The following is a 13,511-nucleotide window of genomic DNA, read 5'->3' on the forward strand; positions in this document are numbered from 1 at the left end:
GGGATCAACCATATCCTCCGAACCGTCGATGAGAACAACAATCCGATCACCTATGCATCTGTGCAAAACAATAGCGATGTTCTCTATAATCTTTGGTATGAGCTAAGTAGTGAAAAGCGGTGGAGCCATCAGTTTAGAGGCAAAGGGGAAGGGCTGGATAATATCATCATCCCTCACTCCTTAGCGGATGGGACGGGAATAGAATACGTGCAGGGGAGTTTTGGGCGGTATGACAGTGATTTTCTCTTTTATAAAGGAAAAGTGTATCGATGGCAACAAAGCCGGAACTACCCCAAACACCATTTAGGTGAGGGATATTCCGATCACTTACCGATTTTTGCCCTATTTCGAATCTAATATATTGTGGCTATAATAGTCTTATGGAACCAAATAAACTAACCCAATATTTACTCTATCAGCTCTATCATGGACGGGTACTTCTCCATACTCTCCAACACAATAGAAAAGAAGAGCAAATCCATGAGTTCCGAGTTACTATACGCCGTATCCGTTCACTCGTTAAACTTTTTTTAGGTAAATCACTCCCATTTCCTAAAATACTGAAACTTGCCATGCAAGAGACTAATCCCATTCGAGAACTCGATGTCCTTATCAGTTCGCTGAAACGATCCAAATATCCAAAACTATTTAAACATCTCACTAAACTTCGGAAACAAAATGTTACCGCTCTTTTTAGCTCTCAATATCCGGATAAGACCCTTTTAGTGATAGAGGAATATTCCAGCCTCCTAACGCAAAACAATCCTGATTTTATCCCTGAAATACTGATACAAAAAGTACTTACCCACTACCAGCATTGTTTGGATTCCTATTTAGCATTGGAAAGTGATGCCGATTCAAAAAAACTTCATCGTCTCCGAATAGAGTTCAAAGATGCACGGTATGGTTTTGAGTTTTTAGAGATTTCCGATTTGCATCATTGCAGCGAGGTCATTACCCATTGCAAACAGCTCCAAAATGCATTAGGGGCGATTCAAGACACCGTCAACCAAATCGATCTGCTCAAAAAAATCAATCTCGATTTTCCTTCATCCGAGGCAAAAGAGCTTTTACAAAAACAAAAAAAAGAGCTTCAAAAGCTCAAAGCGACCACTCGATTGGAGCTATCTGCATCGATTTGAGATACGCATTGGTTTGGCTGAAAGGCTTCGATCCGAAGAATCCCCGATACGATGAGAGAGGGGAAGGATGGGGAGCGGTTAGGATCAGATGTTTTTTGGCGTCGATCAAAGAAGCCTTTTTCCCCGCAGGTGCCCCCCAGAGGATAAAAACTATATGTTCGCGCTGTGCGCTCAACGCTCTAATCACCTGATCGGTGAACCGCTCCCACCCCCGCTCTTTATGGGAAAACGGTTCGCCCGAACGGACAGTGAGGAGAGTGTTGAGAAGCAATACCCCCTCACTCGCCCAATGGCTCAGATCACCGCTTTTGGGATACTTACATCCGATGTCGCTCACCAGCTCTTTAAAGATGTTTTGGAGAGACGGAGGAAGTGGTACACCCTGCTGAACCGAGAACGACAGCCCATGAGCCTGCCCTGTTCCGTGATAAGGGTCTTGCCCTAAAATCACCGCTTTGACACTCTCGAAGGGGGTGGAGTTAAACGCATTGAAAATATTGCTACCGTGCGGAAAAATAGTATAGTTCTTTTTCTCTTCGACCAAAAAGGCTTTGAGCTCGTCCATGTAAGGGTGGGCGAACTCGGCACTTAATGCCGCTTTCCAACTCTCATGAATGATCGGACTCGTTGCCATTATTTGAGGATGTCGTCATCGAAAATGACCATTTCGTAGATACTCCGTTTGGTCACGAGTGATTTTTCAGGGGGAACACCGCTGGAGCTTCGCATACGTGCGATTTCAGCACGAAGTTCCATCATCTCTTGCTCCATTGCCTCCATCTTATCTTTGAGACGGATCACCACATCGACACCGGCAAGATTTACCCCCACTTCGCGAGTCAGACGGAGGATCATTTTAATCTTTTCGATGTCACGCTGAGAATAAAGACGGATCCGCCCGTCCGAACGCGAAGGGGCGATCAGATTTTCCCGTTCATATTGACGAAGGGTCTGCGGATGAATATCCAAAATCTTCGCTACGATGCTGATCATGTAAACCGGTTCGTCAAAATGGTGCATCTTCTACTCCTGAGGCAGTGTTTTTTTCATCGCTTCGACCAAATCCGGATCGATTTTATCGACAGGTGGTAAAACAATATTTGCTTTGAGATACAAATCGCCGCGAACATTGCTTTGACGGTTCAATACCCCCATCTCTTTGAGACGAAAACGCTGTCCGTTTTTGGTGTTTTCAGGCACCTTTAGGGTCACCTCTTTTTCCAACGTCTGAATCGCTACTTTGCCCCCAAAGAGTGCCGCATAGAGAGGAACGTTGAAGGTTTTGACGAGATTATCCCCTTCACGCTCATACTCAGGATTGGCGGCGACATCGATCCGAAGGTACAAATCACCGACCTGCGATCCATGTTTTTTCCCTTTTCCGCGAACACGAAGCTTTTCGCCGCTTTTGATTCCGGCGGGGATTTTGATGTCAAAACTCTCTCCCGAGAGGCTGATCGAGTGCTTACCGCCGAGAACCGCTACGGCAAAGGGAACGGTGACATTGGCATCGATGTCGAGGTTCATTCCTCCACCGAAGCCGCCCCCACCAAATCCACCGCCGCCGAAGCCGCCGAAACCGCCCCCTCCGAATCCACCGGCTCCGCCGCCACCGAACATACTGCGTAAGATTTCATCCAAATCGACATTGCCCCCTTGACCGCGAGCAAAATCGTGGAAATTCTGACCGCCGAACATCGAATCGCCGTACTGATCGTATTTCGCTTTTTTATCTTTATCGCTCAATACTTCATACGCGGCATTGATCTCTTTGAATTTCTCTTCCGCTTTGGGATCTTTATTTACATCGGGATGATACTGACGGGCGAGTTTTCGGTACGCTTTTTTGATCTCGGCTTCACTCGCACCGGGAGAAACTTCGAGGGTAGTGTATAGACTTTTAGACATAATGGTATCCTATTAAAATCATGGTTAATTATTTACTAAAAATTATAGCACTAAGTTTGAGTCAATGTCAATCAAGGTTAAAAAGGAGAGTTCGCAGACAGGGGTTTTAGAGAGGATACAAAGTTGCGCCATAGCGGCGCAATCATTCTTAGTGGAGGAAGTGGCGAACACCTGTGAAATAAAGCGCCATACCGTGCTCATCCGCTGCCGCGATGACCTCTTCATCACGTACCGAACCACCCGGTTGGATAACCGTTTTAACCCCCGCACCCGCCGCCGCATCGATAGAGTCGCGGAACGGAAAGAACGCTTCGGAAGCAAGAGCTGAACCGCTCACATCCAGACCCATCTCTTCGGCTTTGCGCAATGCACAGCGTGCCGCATCGACACGTGAGGTCATCCCCATACCGACGGCGACCATCGCCGCGTCTTTGACATAAACGACACAGTTTGATTTGGTCAATGACGCTACTTTGTAGGCGATCTCCGCATCTTTCATCGCCGCTTCATCCGCCACGTGTTTGGTAACGAGTTTCGCGTTTTTGATCTCTTCAACCGTTACACGATCGGCATCTTGGAATACAAACCCGCCGTCGATGTGTTTGAAATCGATTGCGTCGTTGCTAAGGGTAATACGATCACTGCCGTATTCGAAGAGTTTGAGACGTTTTTTCGGCTCGAATACCGCACGTGCTTCATCGTCGATACGTCCTGCGATAATCACTTCGAGGAACATCTCGTTCATTTTTTCCGCCAACGCTTTGGTGACAACACCGTTCACCGCAACGACACCGCCGAATGCGGAGATCGGATCGCATTTGAGCGCTTCGGTGTATGCATCGAGGAGGTTTTCACGGATCGCAAAGCCGCACGGGTTACCGTGTTTGACGATACAGATCGCATTTTCATCCCCGAACGCCGCCGCAATTTTCACCGCACCGCTGATGTCGGTGAGGTTGTTAAAGCTCGCTTCCCCTTTGAGGGTTTTGAAGTTTTGTGAGAAGAACGTATCAAACTCGTACAAACCGCCTTTTTGGTGCGGGTTTTCGCCGTAACGGGTATCCATCACTTTGTTCCCGACGATGAACTGTTTAGAGCCCATGCCGTTGTTAAAACGTTTGTTCATGTAGTTGGCGATCATAGAATCATACGCCGCAGTGTGCTCGTACGCTTTGATCATCAAATCACGACGGAACTCAACTGTATTTTCACCGTTTGAAATCGCATTAAGAACAAGTGAATAATCGCTAGGATCGGTAAGGATGATAACACTGTCGAAATTTTTCGCCGCAGAACGCACCATTGCAGGACCGCCGATGTCGATATTTTCGATGATCTCTTCGAAATCGTCGGTTTTCTCAATCGTCGCTTTGAACGGATAGAGGTTGACACACACCAAATCGATCGCTTCAACGCCGAGTTCGACCGCTTGATCGAGGTGTGATTGTTTGTCACGTCGGTGCAAGATACCGCCGTGGATGTACGGGTTTAAGGTTTTAACACGCCCTTCGAAACACTCAGGGAATTTGGTCACCTCATCGATTTCGATGGCACTTACACCCGCATCTTTGAGCATTTTGTACGTTCCGCCCGTAGAGATGATTTGATAGTCCAAACCGATAAGAGATTTGGCAAATTCAACGATGTTGCTTTTATCGCTGACACTGAGCAATGCACGCTTCATGCAGTTCCTTTGATTGGGTCGTATGCCCATAAATTAATGGCGGGATTTTAGCAAAAACTGCTTTAAGGTAAGGTAAAGTTTCAGCATGCAATCTTTTATTCACCCTTTTCCTCCCATCCTCGACCAAAATACCCGTGTCCTCTTTTTGGGCAGTTTTCCCAGTATCGCGTCGTTCGAGCAGGCTTTTTACTATGCCCATCCGCGCAACGCATTTTGGCCGATACTCGAAGCAATTTTTGATGTACATTTGGAAACCAATGAGGCGAAAAAAGCATTTTGTCTGGAAAAGAAGATCGGATTGTGGGATGTGATCGGTTCATGTGAGCGGAGCAATTCGAGCGATACAAATCTTAAAAACTGCATCCCTAATGATTTTGAAAAACTGTTACGTGAGTATCCCAATATTCAAGTCATCGCCTTTACAGGGAAAAAAAGCCATGATCTGTTTATGAAAACTTTTAAAGATTTGAAAGTAGAAAAAGTACTTCTCCCCTCCACGTCGCCCGCTCATGCGGCAATGACGTTCGAGGAGAAAAAAGAGAGTTATGAGTATTTTTTAAAAAGCTGGATTCCCGATCAAGTCGGGAATGACGGGAAGTAAAAGTATTTAACTGCTTAAAACCTGCTCGAAGATATTTTTTGCCGTCTTCCAACGATCCCCTTTGGCATTCATCATCACGATAACGCAATCACGACCGTCTTTTTTGGCTCGTGCGATCAGGCAGGGTCCCGCTTTGGCGGTATAGCCCGTTTTGACCCCGACGGCATATTGGTAGCGGTTCAAAAGTCGGTTGTGGGTATACGCAACAAATTTTCGGTGTTTATCGAGAGAGTAATAGGTATATTCGTTTAGACGGCTAATATCGTTGAATTTTTTGTTTTTAATCGCATATTCGGTCAGTTTTAAAAGGTCTGCCGGAGTCGAATAGTGGTTTTTGTCATCATACCCGCACGGGTTCATAAAATGGGTGTGATGCATCCCTATTTTTTTCGCTTTGGCGTTCATCATCTCGATAAAATGCTCTTCGCTCCCTCCGACGCTGATCGCTATCGCTTTGGCGGCATCGTTATCCGATTTGATCATCGCCGCTTTGATCAAATCTTCCAATACGATTACATCTCCCCGTCTATACCCAGCGATCGTCGGTTCAACCTTAGTCATCTCCCGTGTGATCGTAACCGATTGATTCAGATTGCCATGTTCGATAGCGAGCAATACGGTCATCACTTTGGTCAAACTTGCCGGATGAAGCTCTTTGGAGGGTGCTTTGGAATAAAGCATCTGCTTCGAAGTCATATCCTTGACCAACAGCGCTTCGACTTTCATATTGTTCAATTCTTGTTTATCGATTTGGGCGAAAAGAGAGACCGAAAGTCCGAGCATAAGGGTAGTGATACGTTTGAGCATAATGAATTCCTTAAAAAATGTTTGTTATTACAGTAAGAGAAAAAAGCAAACTTCATACCACCTAAAAAAAGTCTCGCTCAATCACAAAATGCGTTATAATAAAAGATGCAAAGTGTACTACCCGCATCGCTCCAACTCATTACCGATACCGATCAAACGCGGATCATATGCAGTGGCTCGTGGACTATCCAATATCTCAACAATGTTACGCACCAACTCGAAATGATTCAGCTCCAATCGAATGTACTTTGGGATATGGAGGCAATATCGGACGTTGATTCAGCCGGAGTAGCCCTCTACCATCTGATGAATCGAAAGTTTGAACAACAAGGGTTCGTTTCTACCACCATCACCAATCACGCCTATCACTCTCATCTTTACCGTCTCCTTTACGAGAAACCGTTTCAAGAAGCGCTCCCTCCGCCCACTCCTTCATGGCTCTATAAACTCGGGCACCAAGCACATCTGAACCTTTTGGGAATCTCAGCCTTTTTGGCTTTTTTGGGCGAAGCCTTCGTTTTACTCCTCTTCACACTGCGCCACCCTCATTTGATCCGCTATCGCTCCATCGGCGCTCATATTTTGGAAACGGGGGCGCGCGCCCTCCCGATCATCGCCATCAGTGCCTTTTTGATCGGGGTGGTCATCGCCTATCAAAGCATCGTTCAGCTCCAAAAATTCGGCGCCGATATTTTTATCGTCGATACTATCGGAATTTCTCTCACCCGTGAACTCGCACCCCTCATTACCGCCATCGTCGTTGCAGGACGGAGCGGTTCGGCATTCACCGCCCAAATCGGCGCGATGAAAATGACCCAAGAGATCGATGCGATGAAAACCATGGGGTTTGATCCGTTTACTTTTTTGGTGTGGCCGCGTGTTATCGCACTTATGATCGTCATGCCTCTGCTGATTTTCTTCGCCGATATGGTGGGGATATTCGGCGGAATGGTGATTGCCGCAACCCAATCACATCTGAGTTTTACCGAATTTATCCACCGCTTACAGGGGGCATTGGCACTCAAACACTACCTCATCGGGATACTAAAGGGGCCTTTTTTCGCCTTTTTGATCGCATTTGTGAGTACCTATCGAGGTTTTCAAGTCTCCATGAATACGGAGAGTATCGGACAATACACTACCAAAAGTGTCGTGAACGCTATTTTTCTCGTTATTGCCTGTGATGCGATTTTTTCCGTACTCTTGACGGAGCTGAAATTATGAATCGAACTATTATCGAAGTCAGTGATGTGATTACCAGCTTTGGAGAGAATCTGATCCACGATCATGTCAGTTGCAGTGTGAGAGAACATGAGATCTACGCACTATTAGGGGGAAGCGGATCGGGAAAATCGACTCTGATGCGAGAGATGATCCTCCTAGAACGTCCTCAGAGCGGAACGATCCGAGTTTTGGGTCATGATCTCTCTTCCCTCACCCCGATGGAGGCGATGGAGTTACGCCGCTCATGGGGGGTATTGTTTCAATCGGGTGCACTCTACTCCTCCCTCACCGTCGGAGAAAATATTGCACTGCTGTACAAAGAGTACACCGATCTCTCCCCTGCCCTTTCAAATGAGTTGATTCAACTTAAAATCAATCTCGTCGGGCTTCCTCCTCACGCCCAGTATCTCTACCCAAGCGAACTCAGCGGCGGGATGATCAAGCGTGCCGCCCTTGCCCGTGCCCTCGCACTTGACCCGAAACTCCTCTTTTTGGATGAACCCACTTCGGGACTTGATCCGCTCAGCTCCCGCCAGTTTGATGAGCTGATTTTACAGCTTCGCGATCTCTTGGGACTAAGTGTCGTTATGGTGACCCACGATTTGGATACAATTCATCATATAGTGGATCGATTCACATTATTGGGTGAAAAAAGAGTGATCGCGGAGGGGAATCTTACTGAGGTTTTGAGAGTCGATCATCCGATTGTCGATTATTTCTTTCAAAAGGGATCGTATGGAATCACGCGTTAACTATACTGCTATCGGGATATTTATCATCCTCTTGACCCTCTCCCTCGTCAGTTTCGCTTTTTGGCTTGGCAAATACAACCAAGACGAAGCGCAGTACCGCCGATATAAAGTCTATATCACCGAATCGGTATCAGGGCTCGCCCCTGAAGCCGCCGTTAAATTTCACGGCGTGGATGTCGGAAAAGTCGAATCGATGCAGATCAATCCTCGCAACAGCGAAGAGGTAGAACTCATCCTGAAAATCCAAAAAGATACCCCAATCAAAACCGACTCTAACGCTATTCTCAAATTTTACGGTATCACAGGGCTCGCCTTTATCGAAATCGCCGGAGGTTCCCGAACCGCACCGCTCCTCTCAAGCGGAAGCAACACTATTGCGACGATCCCCTCCAGCCCCTCGCTGATTACCCGTCTCGATGAATCTCTCAGCAACGTCGCCTCAAAACTCTCCAGAACGCTCGATCATGCCGATCGCCTCTTTAGCGATAAAAACGTCGAAAATGTGGCTCAATCGTTGGAACATTTACGCTCGCTTACCGCGCAAATCGACGGCTATCAAGGGGAGATCAAAACTCTATTGGCACAAAGCGTCTCATTAGAGCACAACGCCACCGACTCGCTCAGCGCAATGAAAGAAGCCGCGGGAAGTGTCAAAACCGCCTCCGGCAATTTCAACACACTCGTCCAAACCAAAATGGCGACAACGCTCCAATCGCTTGAAGCAACCTCCAAAGCAAGCCATGCCCTTATCAAAAAACTCGAAGCGAGTGTCGATCGAGGCGATTACGATGTACGTGCCATCGCCGCTCCGGCAAGCGGAGAGCTCAGTACCCTATTGGAGCAGACACGTACCCTCACGAATGAGATGGAGATGACTCTGCACTCCTTACGGGAGAGCCCCTCCGATCTGCTGTTTAAAAAATCAACCCCTAAACCGGGACCGGGAGAATAATATATGCGTCACGTTAGCTTTTACATCCTCATCCTACTGTTGCTGAGCGGATGTTCTACCACCAGCCCGTCAGTCAATGAGTACACCCTCTTTACCCCTCAAGCACCCACATCACAAAAAACACCTCTATTTTCAAAAACCCTCACTGTCGCATCCGCAAAAGCGATCCCCTCCCTCTGCGGTAAAAATTTGATTTATCTTCGTGAAAACGGAGAAACAGGCTCGTATCTCTACAGCCGATGGAGCGATGCACCGGCGACTTTGATGCAGCGATCTCTTATGCAGTCTCTTAACGAAAACGCTCTGTTCGTATCCCTCTCACCCGCCTCCTCATTGGCTCAAAGCGATTGGGTTCTCGAATCGGATTTGGATGCTTTCTATCACCGATTTAGCAAAGGGAGCAGTGAGGGGTATATTGATATTACCTACCGTCTTATCGACGCTCACTCCAAAGTCTCTATCGCATCCAAACGCTTTGTCATCACGGCTCCCGCCCCCTCCATGGATGCCTTAGGCGGTGTCGAAGCCCTCAAACATGTACAAAGTGAACTCAATCACCAATCGATTGAGTGGCTCAAAACCCTAACCAAGGAGACAAAATGAACTCAAAGATTGCCATCCTCTGTTCAGGAGGGGATGTATCGGGGATGAACCCCGCCCTCAAACGTTTTGTGGAATACGCTTTTGCTAAAGGGCTACAACCCTATTTTGTCCGAAACGGCTATGAGGGGCTGATCGACAACCTCATCACCCCTGCCGATTACCGCGATGTAGCCGGGATTATCACCCGAGGCGGAACCAAAATCGGCTCGGCCAGGTCTATGCGATTCAAAGAGGCGTCTTTCCGTGCCATAGCCGCTGAAAACCTCCGATCCCACGGGATCGATAAACTGATTGTTTTAGGGGGAGACGGTAGTTTTAGGGGGATGGAGCGGTTTTACCATGAGAGCGGGATCGCATTTTGCGGCATACCCTCAACGATCGACAACGACATCAACGGCACCGATTATTGTCTTGGGGTCGATACGGCACTGGGGGTAATCAAAGATGCCATCGATCAGATACGGGACACCGCCTCTTCATTTCACCGCGCATTCGTTATTGAGACGATGGGGCGTGACTGCGGCTATCTCGCCCTTATCTCTGCGATCACCTCGGGTGCGGAGATGTGTCTCATCCCCGAAATCCCGATCGACATCCATGAATATACGGGGTGCTTTAAATCTCAAGTAGCAAAAGGGCGCGACTATTTTATCGCCGTTGTTTCCGAAGCACTCAACAGCGCCGAAGTATCCGAGTGGTTTGAAAAAGAGCTGGGATTTGAATCACGCGTCACCGTTTTAGGGCATATACAAAGAGGAGGAAATCCGAGCGTGTATGATCGGCTGATGGCTTATAAGTTTGTCACCTATGCGATCGATGCACTCTTAGAGGGGAGAAATCACTCTATCATCTGCTACAACAAAAGCCACTTCAACTTTAAAACAATCGATGAAGTCGCCCTAAACCCTTACAAACTCGATGAAGAGCTGCTTAGCCTTGCACGTGAGCAATTTCTTCCATCGCACTGTCAAATGTAGGGTAACGAAATTCGAATCCGTTTTCTTGGAGAACCCTCGGGTAAACCTCTTTGGAATCGAGCATCACGATAGAGCCTTCACCGAAAACGAGTTTTACCACCCATGCTGGAAGATCGAAAAAGGTGGGTCGATTCAATATCCGACCCATCGCCTTGGTCTGTTCGAGATTACTGATCGGCTCAGGGGAGGTGAGATTGACTACCCCTTTTATCTCATGATGATCGATTAAAAAAGCCGTGGCTCGAACCAAATCATCCAGATGAATCCATGAAATCATCTGAAAGCCGTCACCCATTTTTCCCCCAAGCCCCATTTTAAACGGAGGGAGCATTTTTGCCATAGCCCCGCCTCCGTTGGCGTACACAACACCAAATCGCATCGCACACACCCGTGTCAGTTCAGATTGGGCGCGAAAAGCGGCACGTTCCCAATCTTGAACCAATCGACTCAAAAAGTCATCTCCGTAATGGGTGGAGAACTCATCATGCTGATGATCCGCATCGTATACGCCCACTGCTGAGGCGTTCAATAAAGTATGGGGAGGATTCTCACACGATGAGAGCGCTTTGATGAGTATATCGGTTGTCTCTAGGCGGCTTTGACGTAAAAGCGCTTTATACGTTTCGCTCCAACGCCCCAAAATATTTGCCCCCGCAAGGTTGATAAGGACATCGATCCCTTCGAGTTTTTGCACAATATTTTCTACCGAACTGCCGCTTCGGATACTCAAAGCAATGACCTCATCACCTCTCTTTTCATAAAAAGATTTCAACGCACTTCCGACAAACCCGCTCATTCCGCATATTGCTATTTTCATGTCTATCCCTTTAATTCAGGCTCTATTGTAGCCTAATGGATGCACGAAGGGTTTAAAAATTTAACTGGTCTGATGATTTAATGTAATTCTAAAGGTAAGAGGGAGAAAAGAAGAGATCGCCCCTAATGGGGCAATGAGGGAATCAACCGCAAGAAGGGACGTTTCCGGAATCTGAACCGTACATAAATAAGAAATCACGTAGGTCTTGTGCTTGGTTTTTAAAAGCTTCACCGTTAAAGTATGCAGCTGATTTGTCTTTTGCGTGAGCTTTAATGATTTTCTCTCCGCCGTTTGCGAAAAGATCATCCCACTCGTCTTGTGTATGCATCGCTGCACCTTTGGTACCGTTACCATGGCAGTTTTTACATGTTTTCAAATACGCTTTTTGACCTTTTTTGTCATCAGCAGATACAGTTGTGCTCATCATTCCAACAGCAACTACTGCCGCAAGAAAAAGTGATGTTGACTTTTTCATATCGTTCTCCTTGAATAATTTAAAGACACCTTTAGCGTTTCCGAAAAAAAGGTGAAAGTGTCTTGATACGATTAATATAATATCGGATAAAGGATAAATGGAGCTTTAACTGAATGTTAATATGGCGTTTTTTGAAACAATTTTATCAAAAATGTATCAAATTATCACACTTTATTCAGCATCAATCTCAGGGTCGATGACTTCTTTTTCTTGACCCGCACGAACTTCCAAACGGATTTTATCCTGACGAATTTTACGGTACGCTTTGTATTGTGCTTTGGTGAGTTCTTCACCCTCAAGCCCTACTTCCGCACCGATTTCTTGGGGTGATAGTCCCGCTTCGTTCATCATCACCATCCGAAACTCTTTTTTTGTCAAATGACGTTTGAGAGAGGCGTACAAGGCCCGTTCATCATTTCCGATCTCTACCGCACTGCATTCATACAGACGTGCCAATACTTCGCGGATCGTTTTATCAGGGTTGTAGCGAAGCCACAATGAATTTTCTAACATGGAAATACCTTTGTAATAATCTGTGTGAGGTCTTTTGTATCGACGATAACATTCGCCTCTTTTTTGAGGATCTCTTTGGCGCAAAATGCGACGCGTGTTCCGGCATGGGCAAACATCGATCGATCGTTCGCGCCATCACCCACGACCATCGTCTCCTCTTCGGTAACACCGAAAAGACCTTGCAGACGTTGCAGCATATCCCCTTTGGAAAAATCGAACATCATATCGCCGCCGACGAGCCCCGTGAGTTTTCCCTCTTTTGCGTGCAAAACATTGGAAAAATCGGCATCGTATCCGAGGATATTTTTGGCATACGAGGTTGCCGTTCGAAACCCGCCGCTGAAACAAACCACTTTGATACCGCGCTCTTTCAGTGCCGCGATCGTCTCTACCGCACCGTTCATATACGGCAAGTTTTGGCAGATCTCTTCAACCAAACCAAACTCTAACCCTTTTAAAAGCCCTACACGCTGTTGCAGAGACTCGAAAAAATCGAGTTCTCCGTTCATCGCTCGCTCGGTGATCGCACTTACCTGCTCACCGATTCCGAGCGCTTCGGCAAAAAAATCGATGGTTTCACCATCCATCAATGTCGAATCAAAATCAAATACCGCTAATTTTATCAAAATAGATTTCCCACATTTTGTTATAATGACGCAATTATATCCAAAGGCACCTTTTGTTCGAAACCTTTATCGATAAACTACGCAACAGCACTTATATAACATTAGAGACAACCCCGTCTCGTTCAGCCCAATTTGAGCCGACGATTGAAAAAATCGCTGCATTAGGTTTGGATAAACTCGTCGATGGATTCAGCACCACCGACAACCCCCTCGCCAAACTCAAATACAACGCCCTCTTCGCCGCAATGAAGCTCCAAGATCGTTTCGGACTCCCGACACTGGCAACGATGAGTATGCGCGACCGTAACCGTATCGCACTGCAATCCGATCTCCTCGGTGCCAACGAGTCGAATGTCCGCGCGATCCTCGCCCTCACAGGCGACAGCGCCCACTACTCCGATCAGCCGCACGCCAAAGGGGTATTTGAGGG

At 47.0% G+C, this 13,511-nt stretch carries 17 protein-coding genes and 1 pseudogene; 9 read left to right on the forward strand and 9 right to left on the reverse strand.

Annotated features, from left to right (window positions below):
- Both VFW36_RS05630 and VFW36_RS05635 read left to right on the forward strand, forming a co-directional pair.
- A pseudogene (locus VFW36_RS05630) lies at positions 1-357 on the forward strand (endonuclease); the annotation flags it as partial.
- A gap of 23 nt (positions 358-380) precedes the next feature.
- Complete coding sequence (locus VFW36_RS05635) at positions 381-1,142, forward strand: CHAD domain-containing protein (protein WP_329657835.1); 762 nt, start codon at positions 381-383, stop codon at positions 1,140-1,142.
- Here VFW36_RS05635 and ung read toward each other — a convergent pair.
- The 4 genes from ung to purH form a co-directional block, all read right to left on the reverse strand.
- Positions 1,102-1,776, reverse strand: a complete 675-nt coding sequence (gene ung / locus VFW36_RS05640) for a uracil-DNA glycosylase (RefSeq protein ID WP_329657836.1) — start codon at positions 1,774-1,776, stop codon at positions 1,102-1,104. The two genes, VFW36_RS05635 and ung, sit on opposite strands and share 41 nt — an antisense overlap.
- Entirely contained in the window at positions 1,776-2,162 is a 387-nt protein-coding gene (locus VFW36_RS05645; RefSeq protein WP_299971490.1) for a heat shock protein transcriptional repressor HspR, read from the reverse strand. The genes ung and VFW36_RS05645 overlap by 1 nt, the downstream gene beginning before the upstream one ends.
- 3 nt (positions 2,163-2,165) lie before the next feature.
- Positions 2,166-3,050, reverse strand: a complete 885-nt coding sequence (locus VFW36_RS05650; RefSeq protein ID WP_329657837.1) for a J domain-containing protein — start codon at positions 3,048-3,050, stop codon at positions 2,166-2,168.
- A gap of 148 nt (positions 3,051-3,198) precedes the next feature.
- On the reverse strand, positions 3,199-4,734 hold the full coding sequence (gene purH / locus VFW36_RS05655) for a bifunctional phosphoribosylaminoimidazolecarboxamide formyltransferase/IMP cyclohydrolase (RefSeq protein ID WP_329657838.1): 1,536 nt from the start codon (positions 4,732-4,734) through the stop codon (positions 3,199-3,201).
- Between the two features lie 85 nt (positions 4,735-4,819).
- Here purH and VFW36_RS05660 point away from each other — a divergent pair, with 85 nt between their 5' ends.
- Positions 4,820-5,335, forward strand: coding sequence for a DNA-deoxyinosine glycosylase (locus VFW36_RS05660; protein WP_329657839.1), 516 nt, complete (start codon positions 4,820-4,822; stop codon positions 5,333-5,335).
- 6 nt (positions 5,336-5,341) lie between these two features.
- Here the strand turns inward: VFW36_RS05660 and VFW36_RS05665 are convergent, their stop codons facing one another.
- Complete coding sequence (locus tag VFW36_RS05665) at positions 5,342-6,142, reverse strand: D-alanyl-D-alanine carboxypeptidase family protein (RefSeq protein WP_329657840.1); 801 nt, start codon at positions 6,140-6,142, stop codon at positions 5,342-5,344.
- A 105-nt stretch (positions 6,143-6,247) separates the two neighbouring features.
- On the opposite strand from VFW36_RS05665, the gene VFW36_RS05670 reads away from it, so the two are divergent.
- From VFW36_RS05670 to VFW36_RS05690, 5 genes are read left to right on the forward strand one after another with little or no spacing between them, the layout of a single operon-like run.
- Positions 6,248-7,366 carry an ABC transporter permease gene (locus VFW36_RS05670; protein ID WP_329657841.1) on the forward strand — a complete coding sequence of 373 codons (1,119 nt, stop codon included), beginning with the start codon at positions 6,248-6,250 and terminating at the stop codon, positions 7,364-7,366.
- Complete coding sequence (locus VFW36_RS05675) at positions 7,363-8,118, forward strand: ABC transporter ATP-binding protein (RefSeq protein ID WP_329657842.1); 756 nt, start codon at positions 7,363-7,365, stop codon at positions 8,116-8,118. The genes VFW36_RS05670 and VFW36_RS05675 overlap by 4 nt, the downstream gene beginning before the upstream one ends.
- Entirely contained in the window at positions 8,102-9,070 is a 969-nt protein-coding gene (locus VFW36_RS05680) for an MlaD family protein (protein ID WP_329657843.1), read from the forward strand. The genes VFW36_RS05675 and VFW36_RS05680 overlap by 17 nt, the downstream gene beginning before the upstream one ends.
- A gap of 3 nt (positions 9,071-9,073) precedes the next feature.
- Positions 9,074-9,673 carry an ABC-type transport auxiliary lipoprotein family protein gene (locus VFW36_RS05685; RefSeq protein WP_329657844.1) on the forward strand — a complete coding sequence of 200 codons (600 nt, stop codon included), beginning with the start codon at positions 9,074-9,076 and terminating at the stop codon, positions 9,671-9,673.
- The gene (locus tag VFW36_RS05690; protein ID WP_329657845.1) at positions 9,670-10,650 is read left to right on the forward strand and encodes a 6-phosphofructokinase; all 981 of its coding nucleotides are present in this window, start codon (positions 9,670-9,672) and stop codon (positions 10,648-10,650) included. The genes VFW36_RS05685 and VFW36_RS05690 overlap by 4 nt, the downstream gene beginning before the upstream one ends.
- Here VFW36_RS05690 and VFW36_RS05695 read toward each other — a convergent pair.
- The 4 genes from VFW36_RS05695 to serB form a co-directional block, all read right to left on the reverse strand.
- Complete coding sequence (locus VFW36_RS05695; RefSeq protein WP_329657846.1) at positions 10,604-11,467, reverse strand: TIGR01777 family oxidoreductase; 864 nt, start codon at positions 11,465-11,467, stop codon at positions 10,604-10,606. The two genes, VFW36_RS05690 and VFW36_RS05695, sit on opposite strands and share 47 nt — an antisense overlap.
- Before the next feature lie 142 nt (positions 11,468-11,609).
- Positions 11,610-11,942 carry a c-type cytochrome gene (locus VFW36_RS05700; protein WP_329657847.1) on the reverse strand — a complete coding sequence of 111 codons (333 nt, stop codon included), beginning with the start codon at positions 11,940-11,942 and terminating at the stop codon, positions 11,610-11,612.
- Positions 11,943-12,113: 171 nt separating this feature from the next.
- Positions 12,114-12,455 carry a hypothetical protein gene (locus VFW36_RS05705; protein WP_329657848.1) on the reverse strand — a complete coding sequence of 114 codons (342 nt, stop codon included), beginning with the start codon at positions 12,453-12,455 and terminating at the stop codon, positions 12,114-12,116.
- Positions 12,449-13,081, reverse strand: coding sequence for a phosphoserine phosphatase SerB (gene serB / locus VFW36_RS05710; protein ID WP_329657849.1), 633 nt, complete (start codon positions 13,079-13,081; stop codon positions 12,449-12,451). The genes VFW36_RS05705 and serB overlap by 7 nt, the downstream gene beginning before the upstream one ends.
- Positions 13,082-13,134: 53 nt before the next feature.
- On the opposite strand from serB, the gene VFW36_RS05715 reads away from it, so the two are divergent.
- The coding region (locus tag VFW36_RS05715) for a methylenetetrahydrofolate reductase (RefSeq protein WP_329657850.1) at positions 13,135-13,511 on the forward strand (377 nt) is incomplete at its 3' end.

The organism is Sulfuricurvum sp. (assembly GCF_036279695.1).
GTDB lineage: Bacteria > Campylobacterota > Campylobacteria > Campylobacterales > Sulfurimonadaceae > Sulfuricurvum.

Excerpts from the sequence above, each read along its gene's own strand:
- VFW36_RS05645 (WP_299971490.1), bottom strand. The coding sequence starts at position 2,162 with ATGCACCATTTTGACGAACCGGTTTACATGATCAGCATCGTAGCGAAG.
- purH (WP_329657838.1), bottom strand. The coding sequence starts at position 4,734 with ATGAAGCGTGCATTGCTCAGTGTCAGCGATAAAAGCAACATCGTTGAA.
- VFW36_RS05705 (WP_329657848.1), bottom strand. The coding sequence starts at position 12,455 with ATGTTAGAAAATTCATTGTGGCTTCGCTACAACCCTGATAAAACGATC.
- VFW36_RS05675 (WP_329657842.1), top strand. The coding sequence starts at position 7,363 with ATGAATCGAACTATTATCGAAGTCAGTGATGTGATTACCAGCTTTGGA.
- VFW36_RS05685 (WP_329657844.1), top strand. The coding sequence starts at position 9,074 with ATGCGTCACGTTAGCTTTTACATCCTCATCCTACTGTTGCTGAGCGGA.
- VFW36_RS05635 (WP_329657835.1), top strand. The coding sequence starts at position 381 with ATGGAACCAAATAAACTAACCCAATATTTACTCTATCAGCTCTATCAT.
- ung (WP_329657836.1), bottom strand. The coding sequence starts at position 1,776 with ATGGCAACGAGTCCGATCATTCATGAGAGTTGGAAAGCGGCATTAAGT.
- VFW36_RS05650 (WP_329657837.1), bottom strand. The coding sequence starts at position 3,050 with ATGTCTAAAAGTCTATACACTACCCTCGAAGTTTCTCCCGGTGCGAGT.
- VFW36_RS05700 (WP_329657847.1), bottom strand. The coding sequence starts at position 11,942 with ATGAAAAAGTCAACATCACTTTTTCTTGCGGCAGTAGTTGCTGTTGGA.
- VFW36_RS05670 (WP_329657841.1), top strand. The coding sequence starts at position 6,248 with ATGCAAAGTGTACTACCCGCATCGCTCCAACTCATTACCGATACCGAT.
- VFW36_RS05680 (WP_329657843.1), top strand. The coding sequence starts at position 8,102 with ATGGAATCACGCGTTAACTATACTGCTATCGGGATATTTATCATCCTC.
- VFW36_RS05695 (WP_329657846.1), bottom strand. The coding sequence starts at position 11,467 with ATGAAAATAGCAATATGCGGAATGAGCGGGTTTGTCGGAAGTGCGTTG.
- VFW36_RS05660 (WP_329657839.1), top strand. The coding sequence starts at position 4,820 with ATGCAATCTTTTATTCACCCTTTTCCTCCCATCCTCGACCAAAATACC.
- VFW36_RS05690 (WP_329657845.1), top strand. The coding sequence starts at position 9,670 with ATGAACTCAAAGATTGCCATCCTCTGTTCAGGAGGGGATGTATCGGGG.
- VFW36_RS05665 (WP_329657840.1), bottom strand. The coding sequence starts at position 6,142 with ATGCTCAAACGTATCACTACCCTTATGCTCGGACTTTCGGTCTCTCTT.